The organism is Ralstonia sp. UBA689 (assembly GCF_002298975.1).
Lineage (GTDB): Bacteria > Pseudomonadota > Gammaproteobacteria > Burkholderiales > Burkholderiaceae > Ralstonia.
Genome location: NZ_DBMV01000039.1, coordinates 37,518 through 50,974, shown reverse-complemented (window position 1 = coordinate 50,974; position 13,457 = coordinate 37,518). Strand labels below are relative to the sequence as shown.

The 13,457-nt window shown below is 62.2% G+C and carries 14 protein-coding genes; 6 read left to right on the top strand and 8 right to left on the bottom strand.

Annotation, left to right across the window (positions count from 1 at the left end):
• Nucleotides 1-66: 66 nt before the first annotated feature.
• The 7 genes from ribBA to B4F51_RS18385 all read right to left on the bottom strand — a co-directional run bounded on the left by ribBA (nt 67) and on the right by B4F51_RS18385 (nt 5,824).
• A complete protein-coding gene (ribBA, locus tag B4F51_RS18415) occupies nt 67-1,197 on the bottom strand; it encodes a bifunctional 3,4-dihydroxy-2-butanone-4-phosphate synthase/GTP cyclohydrolase II (protein ID WP_296227896.1) in 1,131 nt (376 codons plus the stop codon).
• Between the two features lie 115 nt (nt 1,198-1,312).
• Entirely contained in the window at nt 1,313-1,966 is a 654-nt protein-coding gene (locus tag B4F51_RS18410) for a riboflavin synthase (RefSeq protein ID WP_296227895.1), read from the bottom strand.
• Between the two features lie 3 nt (nt 1,967-1,969).
• Nucleotides 1,970-3,082: a bifunctional diaminohydroxyphosphoribosylaminopyrimidine deaminase/5-amino-6-(5-phosphoribosylamino)uracil reductase RibD gene (gene ribD / locus B4F51_RS18405; protein ID WP_296227894.1), complete on the bottom strand. Its 1,113-nt coding sequence runs from the start codon at nt 3,080-3,082 to the stop codon at nt 1,970-1,972.
• Between the two features lie 24 nt (nt 3,083-3,106).
• Nucleotides 3,107-3,682, bottom strand: a complete 576-nt coding sequence (locus B4F51_RS18400; protein WP_414706789.1) for a GspH/FimT family pseudopilin — start codon at nt 3,680-3,682, stop codon at nt 3,107-3,109.
• Nucleotides 3,679-4,080, bottom strand: a complete 402-nt coding sequence (locus tag B4F51_RS18395) for a prepilin-type N-terminal cleavage/methylation domain-containing protein (RefSeq protein WP_296227892.1) — start codon at nt 4,078-4,080, stop codon at nt 3,679-3,681. Before B4F51_RS18395 ends, B4F51_RS18400 begins: the two co-directional genes overlap by 4 nt.
• A complete protein-coding gene (locus tag B4F51_RS18390) occupies nt 4,080-4,892 on the bottom strand; it encodes a pilus assembly PilX family protein (RefSeq protein WP_296227891.1) in 813 nt (270 codons plus the stop codon). Before B4F51_RS18390 ends, B4F51_RS18395 begins: the two co-directional genes overlap by 1 nt.
• Entirely contained in the window at nt 4,886-5,824 is a 939-nt protein-coding gene (locus tag B4F51_RS18385) for a PilW family protein (protein ID WP_296227890.1), read from the bottom strand. Before B4F51_RS18385 ends, B4F51_RS18390 begins: the two co-directional genes overlap by 7 nt.
• An 846-nt stretch (nt 5,825-6,670) precedes the next feature.
• Here B4F51_RS18385 and B4F51_RS18380 point away from each other — a divergent pair.
• The 6 genes from B4F51_RS18380 to B4F51_RS18355 are packed head-to-tail and all read left to right on the top strand — an operon-like array spanning nt 6,671 to nt 12,921.
• Entirely contained in the window at nt 6,671-7,219 is a 549-nt protein-coding gene (locus tag B4F51_RS18380; RefSeq protein WP_349676305.1) for a GspH/FimT family pseudopilin, read from the top strand.
• A gap of 2 nt (nt 7,220-7,221) precedes the next feature.
• Nucleotides 7,222-7,773: a type IV pilus modification protein PilV gene (gene pilV, locus B4F51_RS18375; protein WP_296227888.1), complete on the top strand. Its 552-nt coding sequence runs from the start codon at nt 7,222-7,224 to the stop codon at nt 7,771-7,773.
• The gene (locus B4F51_RS18370; RefSeq protein ID WP_296227887.1) at nt 7,770-8,498 is read left to right on the top strand and encodes a PilW family protein; all 729 of its coding nucleotides are present in this window, start codon (nt 7,770-7,772) and stop codon (nt 8,496-8,498) included. The genes pilV and B4F51_RS18370 overlap by 4 nt, the downstream gene beginning before the upstream one ends.
• Before the next feature lie 5 nt (nt 8,499-8,503).
• On the top strand, nt 8,504-9,085 hold the full coding sequence (locus tag B4F51_RS18365) for a pilus assembly PilX family protein (protein WP_296227886.1): 582 nt from the start codon (nt 8,504-8,506) through the stop codon (nt 9,083-9,085).
• Entirely contained in the window at nt 9,082-12,444 is a 3,363-nt protein-coding gene (locus B4F51_RS18360) for a pilus assembly protein (RefSeq protein WP_414706788.1), read from the top strand. The genes B4F51_RS18365 and B4F51_RS18360 overlap by 4 nt, the downstream gene beginning before the upstream one ends.
• A 12-nt stretch (nt 12,445-12,456) precedes the next feature.
• Nucleotides 12,457-12,921, top strand: a complete 465-nt coding sequence (locus B4F51_RS18355) for a type IV pilin protein (protein WP_296227885.1) — start codon at nt 12,457-12,459, stop codon at nt 12,919-12,921.
• Nucleotides 12,922-12,948: 27 nt separating this feature from the next.
• On the opposite strand, the gene nrdR is transcribed toward B4F51_RS18355, so the two are convergent.
• Entirely contained in the window at nt 12,949-13,413 is a 465-nt protein-coding gene (gene nrdR, locus B4F51_RS18350) for a transcriptional regulator NrdR (protein ID WP_296227884.1), read from the bottom strand.
• Between the last annotated feature and the right edge of the window lie 44 nt (nt 13,414-13,457).

Genomic DNA, 13,457 nt, shown 5'->3' with positions numbered 1-13,457 from the left:
CGTGGCAACGTCAGAAAACAAGAAAGAAGAAAACCAGCGCGGCAGCCTGAGCTGCCGCACAAAACCTTAGTGAGCGGTGGTTGGCACCGCCTCGGGCGCATCCGCCATTGACTGATAGGCTGTGATTTCCAGGTCGTAGCCGGTCATGCTCGGCAATTTGAGTGGCGAAGCCAGCACACGCATCTTGCCGACGCCCACGTCTTTGAGAATCTGTGCGCCGATGCCATAGAGGCGCAGGTCGGGCTTGGCACGCGGGCGCTCGTGCGGGGTGTCCAAGGCGGTGAACTGGGTAAACAGGCGGTCCGGCGAATCGCCGCAGTTGAGCAACACCACCACCCCGACCGGGGCAGCCTGAACGGCGCGCAGGGCAGCGGGGACGCTCCACGAGTGCGTGGTGCGCTGGCATTCGAGCAGATCCAGCACCGACAGCGGCTCGTGCACACGCACCAACGTTTCGGTGCCCGGCGTCGGCGTGCCCTTGACCAGCGCCAGATGGGCACGGCCGGCAGCGTGGTCACGGAAGGCCACGGCGTGGAAGGTGCCGAACTGGGTTTCCATCGTGCGCTCGCCGACGCGCTCGACAATGCTCTCAGTGCGGCTACGGTATTCGATCAGATCAGCAATCGTGCCGATCTTCAGGCCGTGTTTCTGGGCGAACGCCACCAAGTCCGGCAAGCGTGCCATGGTGCCGTCGTCCTTCAGAATCTCGCAGATCACGCCGGCTGGTGTCAGGCCGGCAAGCGCGGTCAGGTCGCAACCGGCTTCGGTGTGGCCGGCGCGCATCAGCACACCACCCTTCTGGGCACGCAGCGGGAAGATGTGGCCCGGGTTCACCAAGTCCGCCGGCTTGGCGTTCCTGGCCGCAGCCACCTGGATGGTGCGTGCGCGGTCAGCGGCGGAAATGCCGGTAGTCACGCCTTCGGCCGCTTCGATTGATACGGTGAAGTTGGTGCCGAACTGCGTACCGTTGCGGCTCGCCATCATCGGCAGATCGAGCTGGTCACAGTGTTCTTCGGTGAGCGTCAGGCACACCAGGCCGCGCGCGTGCGTGACCATGAAGTTGATGGCTTCCGGTGTGACGTAATCGGCTGCCAGGATCAGGTCGCCTTCGTTCTCACGGTCTTCTTCGTCGACCAGGATGACCATCCGGCCGGCGCGGATTTCGGCAATGATTTCTTCGACTGAGGCGATCGACATGGCGTAACTGGAGGCGCGTCGCCGGTCAGCCTCCCGTTTGGCCACCGTGCGACTGCATAGATAGGAAGCCCGCTATTGTACGCCAAGGTAGCCCCAAGCCAGTGGGGCCGAGCGTTCAAACGGCCGCGAGCGGGCGGCTGCTGGCGGGCAGGCCGATGGCGGCGTGCGTGAGCATGCGCTCCACGTAACGGGCGATCAGGTCGATTTCCAGGTTGACCTGGCCGCCCACCGCCAGGTGCTTGAGTGTTGTGACCGCCACCGTGTGCGGGATCAGGTTGATCGAGAATTCGCAGCCGTCGGCATCGTCACGCACGCTGTTGACCGTGAGCGACACACCGTTGACCACCACCGAACCCTTATAGGCGAGGTAGCGACCCAGTTCCGGCTTGGCGCGTATGCGAAGTTCGTGCGATTCATTCACCGGCGCGAAATGCGTGACCGTGCCCAGGCCATCCACGTGACCCGAGACGAGGTGTCCGCCGATGTGGTCGGCCAGGCGCAGGGCCTTCTCCAGATTCACTTCGCCCGGGCGCTCCAGGCCGACGGTTTTCGACAGCGATTCGCGCGAGACATCCACGTCGAAGTGCGAATCGGACTTGGCCACCACGGTCATGCACGCGCCCTGGATGGCGATCGAATCGCCCAGCGCCACATCCCCGAGTGGCAGACCGCCCGAGGCGATGGACAGGCGCACACCCGCATCTGCGTTGGTGCCGAGCGGGGTGACGGTTTCAATGCGGCCGATGGCGGCGACGATTCCGGTGAACATAGATCAGTCTGTCGGGTTGCGGCGCGCCAGGATGCGGAGGTCGCCCCCGATGCGCGAGATGTCGTGAAAGAAGAATTCAGCCGCGCCTTCCAGCGTCTGCAGCGGCCCCATGTTGAACATGCCCTGGCCCGAGCCGAGCACCTTGGGCGCCAGGTAGACGAGGATCTCGTCGACCAGCCCTTCGTGCAGCAAGGAGCCATTGAGCTTGAAGCCGGCTTCGACGTGCAGTTCGTTGATCTCGCGGCGGCCGAGCTCGCGCAGCATGGCGGGCAGGTCGACCTTGCCGGCGGCGTTGGGCAGGAGGATGACCTCGGCGCCGCGCTCAGCCAGCGCGCGCATGCGGCCAGCCTCCGGCTGCGCGGCGAAGATCAGCGTCGGCTCGTGGTGGCCGTCGGCAGTGAGGATGTGGGCGTCGAGCGGAACGTCCAGCGCCGAGTCGACCAAGATGCGGCGCGGCTGACGCGGCGTGGGGACCGCTCGCACGGTCAGGCGCGGGTTGTCTTCGCGCACCGTGCCAATGCCGGTCAGGATGGCGCAGGCGCGCGCGCGCCAGCGATGGCCGTCGCTGCGCGCCTCGGTTTCGGTAATCCACTGGCTGATGCCGTTGTCCAGGGCGGTGCGGCCGTCCAGCGATGCGCCGACCTTCACGCGCACCCACGGCGTGCCGCGCGTCATGCGTGACACGAAGCCGATGTTCAGTTCGCGCGCCTCGCGCGCCAGCAGCCCGCAACGCACGTCGACGCCGGCGTCACGCAGTTTCTGTAGGCCGCGCCCGGACACGGCGGGGTTCGGATCTTCCATCGCGGCCACCACGCGGGCGATGCCAGCTTCGACGAGCCGGTCGGAACAGGGCGGGGTACGGCCGAAGTGGCTGCAGGGCTCCAGCGTCACATAGGCTGTGGCGCCGCGCACGTCCTGGCCGCGTGACTGGGCATCCTTGATGGCCTGGATTTCGGCGTGGTCCTGGCCGGCGGGCTGCGTAAAGCCCTCGCCGATGATGGTGTCGTCGCGCACGATCACGCAGCCCACGCGCGGGTTCGGCGTGGTGGTGAAGAGCCCTTTCTCGGCCAGCACCAAAGCGCGCTGCATCATGGCGTGGTCGAAATCGGAGAACATGGGTAGAAAAACGTGAGGTTGGGGTTAAGCATCGTCGGCGGAAGCGTCGGTGCCGCAAGCCTTGACGCCGGGCGTGGCCGGGTTGCATATGCGGGCGCGGCCCGCTGAGTTGATGACGACGCGGCGCACGTGCGTTCCAGATGCAATGGTGAGCGTGCCAAAGAATTGCGCACCGTTGCTTGATCGTGAGTATCCCACAGGTGAATAGGAAAGGGTGTTCACGCCTGACCGTGAGCCCCTGAACGAAAGCGAGACCGGCGGCACCACCGGAGGCGAAACGGTCATCAGGACGCTGTCGGGGGCAGGCCCGCGCGGGGCATCTTGTTGATCGTGGGAGGGCGACGAGTACAACGCCCAGCCGGATGACCAACCTTGCTTTTCATTCAGCGGGCCCAGATAGACCCATACCCGCTGGTTGCGCGACATGGATTGGGCAAGCGTGAGTGCGCTGGCAAAGCGGTCGGCCAGGATGACCACCGTCTCGCGCCGCCACCAATCCAGCCCGGCGGGCACGGCAAAGACAGTGAGCACCGACAGCACGGCCAGCACAATCACCATTTCTGCCAGCGTGACACCGGCATGTCTGCCACGGTGCTTCATGGCCAGCATGCAGGTGATGCTGGTTGGCGCGCGGCGCCGATCTGCGTGAACCGCTCGCCAGTGCTGCGTAGGACAAGCGTGCCGCAAGAGGTGCCGGGGCGCATGGGCTGGGCCGCCACCTCGACACAATGTGCGAGGGTGCGATCGCTGCACGGATTGGCCTGGATTTGGTATCCGGGCGCATGCTCCGGGAGCTTGCCTGACACGTCGTATTTGCCCTTGTGCGCGTGCTGCCGTTCCAGGCTCGCCATGGCCGCGACCAGCGCGGCGCGCGCCACAGTTCTTTGCGCACTGTCTCGATGGCTGGACCATGCCTGCGTGGCTGTCATCGTCAACACGGCCACAACGGCCAGCACGACTAGCAGTTCAATCAGCGTAAAGGCGGTGGGTTGGCGCATCAGGGTGTTCCTTCAACGATCAGCTCACGCCAGCTCAAGCGGCCCAGTTTGCGGGTTTGGATCTGAGTTTCAGCGGCGTGTTGCGGATCACCGTCGATTCTCCAAAGTGTGGTTCGGACGGTTTGCGTGATCAAGCCGTTGGGGCGAATGACCGGCGGTTCGGCCTCGATGGTGACCTGCGACGCCGATCGATTCGATACTCGTGGGCGAAAGACCGTCTGCAGTATGACGTTCACGGCTGGGTCGGCGCCGAAACCCGCAGCAGTGATGCGAAACAGCCGAGGTTGTGGCATCTCATCGGCTTGAGCTGGCTGGCCTGACCACCGGTCAGGAATGGGCTCGATGACATAGCGCGCGTCGAGGGCTGGCACGCGCTCGCTGTCCGGCGTGATTGGAGGTGCCTCGATTGGCACGCCAAACGTGGTCTCATCCAGCAGGCCCGCCAGCGCCAGGATCGACTGGCCCGGTAGAGGCTGGCACAGCCCGAGCGCGATGCCACTGCCGCAAGCGCCGGCGACAAAGCCGCGCAGCGAGACCGGGTCGAGCGCGGCGATGCGGTCTTGCGGCGGGATGGTGGCGCAACCCGGGGTCGCGGGTGTGTCCGTTGCCACGGACAGTTCGCATTCCGCTTCGGCCAGTGCAAATTCCGCCGAGTGTTTGGCTAATGCGTGGTCGGCTGTGAGCGAGACTCTACGCCGTTGGTCCAGCATCAGATGAAAGGCTGCCATGGTCAGCAGGCCAAACAACGCTACTGCCGTCACGACGATCACCAGTGAGAAGCCGCGCGCCTGGGTGCCGGCGCTGTTCAACATACGTCAACCTCGCAGGCCAGCGGATTGCGCACGCGCACGGTGGTCGTAAAGACGGCGCGGCGGCGCTGCGTTTTGGTTGGGGTGAACTCCCGGTCTTGTCGAGTGATGTTGCCTTCGGGCAGTGGCTGAAGGGGGAACAGCGCCAACCGGGGCGTGGGCTTGCCTGCGGCAATGGGGTCGCTGTACTCGCCGCGCGCAACCAGCGCGACGTGCACCGCCTGTACGCGGTGCCATTGGTCGCTCGTAAGTGAGCGGGCGGATAGCAGCTTGGTTGACGTCCCGTTGGCGGTGCCAACCGTATAGAGGAGTTGCAGCGTTTCGATGCCTCGGACCATGCCTGGCATGTCTTTGGAAAGCTCACCAGTACTGCGGCTTAGGGAGCGGCACATCAGTTGAGGTTCGTTGTCGGCGCTGGCCTCGGTGATGTAAAGAAGCATGACCCCGGCGCGCGGGTCATCCGAGTTGCCAGGGACGCGTTCAGGTACGGCATTGCCCAAACAATCGAAGATGTGGTCGCCCGCGCGCGAATTGTCCGTTGGGCTGCCCTTGCCGGCAAAGCGCACGGCCAGGGCATCGCTGCCGCGAACAGCCCCCCTTTCTTGGCAGTCGATGCGTGTGGGAGTGAGGTTGCGTGCTCGGCAATTGTCGGCGCCTTGAATAGACGGTGGCGCCTCCAAGTCAGTCCACTGGCGCACTCGCTGCGACGCTGGCGTATCCGTTATCCAGCCTGCTTGTTGTATCGCGGTGGTCAGTAACGCCAGTGCCTGGGTGCCGCGATCTTCGATCAGCGCCTCGTCGGCAATACGTTGATAGCGTGCACGAGCAACGAGCGTCAGTTGCAGCGCAATGCCGATCACGATCAGTCCAATCACCGTGCCGATCAGCAATTCGACCAACGTTGCGCCGCGCGGGGAGTGGGGCAGCCGGCGCATGTCAGCGCAAGTCAGCAGTTTCGATTCGGGTGCCGTGTTCGCGGATTTCGGCCGATAGCTCGCGCAGACTCTGGCTGGTGGTCTCCATCTGTTCCAGCGCAGTCAGAGTGCCTGCCGCGCACAATGAAAGTAGGGCGAGTGCGGCGAGGGATTCGATCAGGATGGCGCCATCGTGGCGGGGGCGCGGGTGGTGGAGAGGGGGCACGGCAGCGGTTAGCGGAGCATGACGGAGTCGCTCAAGTTAGTGTGAACTTGGCCGTATAAGTGTCATATCTGGTCAATACCCTCACAGGCAGTCAGATGCAAGCGGCCGTTCGTCAGGCGGACGCATACGAATCTTTGTTATCGAGCGTTGGTTTTTAGTCAATGTCGACTTGATCGAGCCTTATTCTCGAGCGATAGACAGTTGACACTTTTTGACTAATTCCCCACTATTTCGTTGGGTGCGTCTGCGTGCGCTTTTTTGCTGCGCAGACTGTCGTGTTCACGGGGGTAGGACACCGCCCAACAATAGAACTCGGGAAGTTCAGAAACCAGCAGCGCGGGCGAAATCGATTGCGCCGTGACTGCCGCATAACAAAACGTCGGGGGTATACATGAACAACGGGATTTCGCCCATCGGGCAATGCGGGCTTCCAGTCAGTCGTCTGTCGCACTGACATGGCGGCGGCGGTCCGCAGTCACGTTACCGCGCATCATCGATCGTCATCAAGCAACACCCGGCATACGTGCCGTGAGGTGAGGCGTGGCGATGGCCTCGGCATTCGTGCCAAGGGTTTGTCTCATGGTGCTCAGGCGGGACGTACATCCTCTAGATCCCTGTTCGGGGCCAGGGGCGCATCGCGTATGCGGTTGAATCGATCTCGTGGCGTCACGATGGTCGAGATCGTCATCACCCTCGCAATCGTTGCCATTGTGACGGTGATTGCGGTGCCTTCGTTTACCGGCACCATTCAGCGCGCTCGCACGCTGTCCGAGGCAAATTCACTAGTCAACGATATCCAGTACGCGCGTGGCGAAGCCATCAAGCGGGGGCTGCCAATCAGCCTGTGCGCCTCGAAGGACGGCGCAACATGCACGGGCGCGAACGTGTGGGATCTCGGCTGGATCGTGTTCACTGACGTCAATAACTCGGGCACGATCGACGATCCCGTCAACGACATCGTGTTGCGCAAGCGTGCCGGCTTGACCAGCGGAGACACGTTTATCGCAACCACCAGTTCAACAACGTCGAAGGCACTGACATACAGCCGCGACGGCTTTGCGATGAACCTGCCGAACAGCGGCACGTTCAAGGTCACGCTGAGCACCACACCGACGAACGCGACCGCAGCCCGTTGCGTGACGGTCAACATGGTCGGGCGCGCGGTACAGACGGGGGGCGCATGCAGCTAACGATGAAACGAGGCAATGTGGCCGGCTTCTCGCTGATCGAGGCGCTCATTACCTTGGTGGTGGTTGGTGTCGGTCTGCTGGGTTTGGCGAAGATTCAGGCGGCGGCGGTGGGTAATACGCAGACGTCCCGTGTGCGTTCGCTGGTGGCGCTGCAGACGGAAAGTCTGGTCGCTTCCATGCACGGTAATCGCGGTTTCTGGGCAAAGGTCAATACTGCGCCGGCGACGTTTGGCGCGAGCGGTGTGGCCGTGACGGATTCACAGGGGGGGCTCGGCACCACGGTCGCCAGTTGCCCAGACGCAAGCGGAAACGGCTGCACATCCGACAAGTTGGCGGCTTACGACCTCCAGCAATGGGCCCTGTCGATGAACGCGAACTTTCCAGGCTATGCCGCCACCGGCAACTGCAGCACTGACACCTCCTTGCCGGTGAGCTGCAACCTGACTGTGACGTGGGTTGAGAAGACCATCGCGGTTAACGCCACAACGGCTTCCGCGGCGGCCGCGAGCCAACCATCCACCCGGCAGAGCTACACGGTCTACGTTCAACCATGACTCGCAAACCGATTACTCCCCGGATGCGATGGGCGCACAGGCAGGCTGGTACAAGCTTGGTCGAGATCCTGATCGCCATGGCGATTGCGCTGTTTATCTTGGGCGGCGTGGTGGTGATGTTCATGAACATGCAGAAGACGTTCACGAACCAGGATCAGCTTGCGCAGCTGCAGGATAACGAGCGGCTGGCGTTGACCATCTTGACCAATACAGTGCAGTCGGCTGGCTACTTCCCGAATCCGCTGGTCAATACGGCAGTAACGGCGTTGCCAGGCGCTTCAGGCGTGGCAGCAGGCCAGGCGATTCTTGGCACAAGCGGGACGGGTACCGGTAGCAACAGCGACACGCTGACGACCCAGTTCGCCGCCGCCAGCGGCGATGGTGTGATGAACTGCCTGGGGCAGACCAACACGAGTGCTGGACAACTCGCATACATCAATACGCTGTCCATCAGTGCCAACAACGAGTTGCAGTGTTCGGTCAACGGTCAGGCGGCAGTGCCGCTGGTTAGCGGCGTGTCGGCTTTCAGCGTCTTATATGGCACCGATACCAACAACGATGGGAACAACGACGCGTATCTGACCGCCGCGCAGGTCACGGCAGGGAATTTTTGGCCCTCGGTCCACACCGTTCAGGTCAAGCTCACGTTCACGACGCAGTTCGGCGATCAGGGCGGGGCAACGAAACTGTGGACGCAGACGATCAGCCTGAAGAACCAACCATGAGAGCCATGATGCGTTTTTCCAGAAAGCCGGTCCGGCGCGCACGCGGCTACACGCTGATCATCGGTCTGCTGTTGCTGCTTGTGCTTACGCTGTTTGCGGTGAGCATGTTCCGCAGTTCCGGCTTGCAGGAGCGGATCGCCGCCGGTACGCGCGATAAGCAGCGTGCGCTGGAGGCTGCTCAGAGCGCGTTGCAGTACGGCGAATGGTGGATCGGACAGGGCAATGCCTCGGTCAGCGTCAACTGCGCGGACGTGAACAACGGCAACGTGTTGAGCAACATGCGAGTGTGCTCTAACGCGTTAACCAACCCCACCACTCTGCCCTGGGGTGCCGGGTCGTCTTATCTGCCACCGTTGATGACAGCGAACGGTGGCGGAGGGCTGGCCGGGGCCAGTTCACCGGCGGGCGACATCAACTACGCGGGCCAACCGGGCCTGTATATCAGTTATCTCGGGCTGAGCCCAAGCGGTCTGGCTCAGCTCTATCTAGTCACCGCCTATGGCTATGGCGGTGATGCGACCACGGCCACCGTGGTGCAGAGCACTTATCAAATGACGGCTGGCGCCAAGGATCTGGGGCTGCAATGATGAAAAAGAATCGACATCTCGCTTTGCTTGCCACGGCGGCGGTGTTGCCGGGCGCGTCCTATGCGCAGCTCGTGATTAGCGACACGCTGACAGGGGTGGCCTCTTCCTACGATTGGAAAGCGCTGAACGGTGCCTGCCTGACGGCGGGCAACAACACGGGCAAGATTCCGGCCTGCACTGGCTTGAACTATTACGGCACTACGACGCAGGTTGGGGGTACAACCGGCCGGCTCCCGGACAGTCCGGGGTCTGGTGCACTCCGCCTCACCAACGGGGACTACCAAGCTGGCACGAACGGCAACAACCAGACAGGCGCGGTTGTCTCGAACTTTACGTTCCCGACCAACCAGGGCCTACAGGTCACATTTACGACCGTGACATATGGCGGAAACGCCTACACGAATGCCAACGGCGCCAAGAGTGGTGCGGACGGCATCAGCTTCTTTCTGGCCGACGGTTCCCAGTCGCCAACTGTTGGCGCGTTGGGCGGCAGCTTGGGATATAGCTGCTCCAATGGCAATCCCACGTATGACGGCGTGCAAGGCGGCTACATTGGGCTCGGGATTGACGAGTTCGGAAATTTCTCGAATTCCAGCGATAACACCAATACAGGCGCAAACCCTAACGGAGGGGCGGGGGCAATTCCCGGTCGCATTAGCCTGCGTGGTGCGGGGAATACCAATTGGGCTTACTTGAACAGCAATTACTCGAGCTACTATCCGTCGGCGCTCACTGCTTCGCAACGCCAAGCCGCGGTGCAGAACACCTGTAGGACGGGAAAGGTCTGGGACTACAGCAGTGCTCGGAATCCGAAGCAGACATCCACCAAGGTCGGGAACAACTATGGCTATATCACCGGTGACACGCTCAGCGGTGTGACGATTTACAACCAAGAGGCCACCACCAAGCCAACACGGGGCGCGGCAACGCCCATCACGTACGCGTTGAGCATCACGAACGACGGCTTGTTGAGTCTGTCTTACAGCGTGAACGGTGGCACTACGCAGCCGGTGATCACCAATCAAAGCATCACCGCGTCGAATGGCCCGCTGCCGTCTTCGTTCCGGTTCGGGTTTTCGGCCGGTACGGGCGGCGGCAGCAACGTGCATGAGATCACGTGCTTCAAGGCAGCGCCGGTTGAGCAGTCCAGCAGTTCCGCTGGCACCAACATTCCGCAGCTTGGGCGTGTGACGGCGGGGACGCAGCTCTATCTCTCTTACTTCCATCCGAAAAATTGGTGGGGTGAGTTGACGGCGCAGACTATCGGGCCGGACTCGACAGGCAAGCTCGTTATCAATTCCACTGTCAACTGGGATGCGAGTTGTACGCTGACCGGTGGATCATGTACGGCGATGGGGTCGGGCACGACCGTGACCGCGCAAACACCGACGGCGCGCAGCATCTTGAGCTGGAATGGCAGCAGCGGTATTCCCTTCCAGTGGGCGAACCTGACGTCCACACAGCAGGCCGCGCTGACGGCCGGCGATGCCAGCGCAACCAGCGCGCGTCTCCTCTATCTGCGCGGTGATCGCTCCCAGGAAATCAACTCGAGCGGTGTCGGGACGTTCCGGGCCCGCACCGGTGTGTTGGGTGATATCGGAAACTCCAGCCCCACCTGGGTCGGCGCACCCTCAGCTCCATACAACGGCCCTTGGGTAGATTCGCTCTATGCCAAGGCATCGCCGGCGGAAGCCACCGGCAGCTACGCGAATTTCAAGACCACCTATGGGCAGCGACAGAACGTAGTGTATGTCGGCTCCAACGATGGGATGCTGCACGGTTTTCGCTCCGGCAGTTTTGATGCCAACGGCAACTTCGTCAATAACGCGACGACCCCTAATGATGGCACCGAGACGCTGGCCTACATGCCGGCCGCTGTGGTCAGTACCATCCACAATGGTTCGAATGGCAAGCTGGATTTCTCTTCGCCAGCGTACACGCACAACCTGTATGTGGATGCGACCCCCGGCACCGGCGAGCTGTATTACAACGGCGGCTGGCATACCTGGGTTGTCGGGGGATTGGGTGGTGGCGCAAACGCTAACGGTCCGATCGGCGACGGCACCACGACGGGCACTGGCGCGATCTTCGCGCTCGACGTGACCGACCCGTCCACGTTCCGCGAGAGCAACGCCAGCAAGTTGGTCATCGGCGAATGGTCGTCCGGGTCGATCTCGTGTACGAACGTGGCCAATTGCGGGAACTATCTGGGCAACACCTACGGCACGCCCGTGATCCGCCGCTTGCACAATGGCAATTGGGCGGTGCTGTTCGGTAACGGCTTGAACAGCCAGAACGGCACGGCAGGCATGTTCATCATGCTGGTGGATTCCAAGGGGCAGATCACGTTCCGCTATCTCGACACGGGTTATGGCCCGACGCAGGCCGGCACTACCAGCAAGAATGGCATTGCTTTCGTGACGCCGGCTGACCTCGATGGTGACCACATTAGCGATTACGTGTATGCGGGCGATGTCTATGGCAACATCTGGCGCTTCGATCTGACATCGCAAAATCCGGCGATGTGGAGCGTGTCGTCCAAACCGCTGTTTACGACATCGGCAGGGCAACCCATTACCTCCAAGGTGATCGCGGCGTCGGTCCCAGGTTCCGGCTTAGGTGGCCCTGCGCGCTTGATGGTGAGCTTCGGCACCGGTCAGGCATCTCCTGCGACGGTCACAAACCCCGCCACGTATGCGAGTGCGAATCAGGCCCTGTATGGCATCTGGGATTGGAACATGGACGCGTGGAACGCCATCGCTCCCTCCACGGCCAAATTTGCGTCGCTCTCATCGTCGGCGGGCCCGTCGAATGGGACCGTGCAGTTCGCAGATTTGCGACAGCAGAGCTCAGCGGATGCGGGGACTTCGAGTTCCGGGCTGGCTCAACGAACCGTCACCAGCTACAAGGTGTGCTGGAAGGGGTCCAATGATTGCACTGGCACCAACTCGCAGTTGGGCTGGGTGTTGCCATTGCCTGTCGGGCAAAATGAACAGGTGGTCTACAGCCCGACGCTTCAGTACGGCGTGGTTAACGTCAATACATTGATACCTGCAGTTCAGCAGGTGTTGTCTTGCAATACAACAGCGGCTTCCGGCTTTTCGTACGGTATCTCCGTCGCCAGCGGAGGCGCGACGGCGAAACCCTACTTTTACGATAACAGCGGCAACTTTCTCACCGCAGGCGGACAAGGTGTCAGCGCGGTGGGCATGAGCGGGACGGGTACCTCGACGTTTGTGACGCTCAACGGCAAGGTGTACGCGGTGATGCAGGGCTCGGACGGCACGCCTAGGTTCATTCAAATCAACCCATCCGCTACCGCAATCGGCTCACGCCTGAACTGGCTCAAGCTGCGCTAAGCGATGTCAGCCATGAATCGAGAAACCTCCATCCCGACACGCCAGGCCGCAGGCTTCACCCTGATCGAACTCATGATCGTGGTGGCCATCGTCGGCATTCTGGCGGTGATTGCCTATCCGTCGTATCAAAAGTACGTGCTCAAGTCGCACCGCGCCGACGCCAAGACCGCGCTGCTGGATCTGGCAGCGCGGGAGGAGCGTTACTTCACGCTGCAGAACACTTACGCCACTTCGCCCGCGGCGCTGGGATATGGGGCCGCCGCGTTTCCGATACCGGTCCAGACCGGTAGCCAGAGCTATTACCAACTGACTGTCGTGGTTAACAACGCTGCTGCAACAGGGCCCCAGTACAAGGCGACTGCAGCGCCGATGCCAATACAGCAGCCGGACGCTTGTGGCTCCTACACGATCGATCAGTTGGGGGTGCAGGGCAACACCGGCATGGCCACGGGTACCACCTCCGCCCAGTGCTGGTAACAAGAAAAGGGCCCTGGGGGCTCTTTCTTATTTGCGTGCACTCGTCGCCGCAACCTCATCCAACACGTCCCGAAACTCCGCCAAATCCTCAAAACTCCGGTACACCGACGCAAACCGGATGTACCCGATCTTGTCCAACCGCTTGAGCTCACGCATCACCAACTCACCCACACGGTCGCTGCCGATTTCCTTCTCGCCGTGGCTGAGCAGTTTTTCTTCGATGCGCGCGATGGCCTCGTCGATGGCCTCGGCGGACACGGGGCGCTTGCGCAGCGCCAGGCGCATGGAATCCTTGACCTTGTTGCGGTCGTAGTCGACGCGGCTGCCATTCTTTTTGACGACGGCCGGAAAGAACAGCTCGATGCGTTCGTAGGTCGTGAAGCGGCGGTCGCAGGACTCGCAGCGGCGACGGCGGCGTACGGTATCGCCTTCCTCCGACATGCGGGTCTCAATCACCTGGGTGGCCGCGTGGCCGCAAAAGGGGCATTTCATGCCGCTCTCCTCGGAAACCTCAAAACGCACTGCGCTAAAAGAAC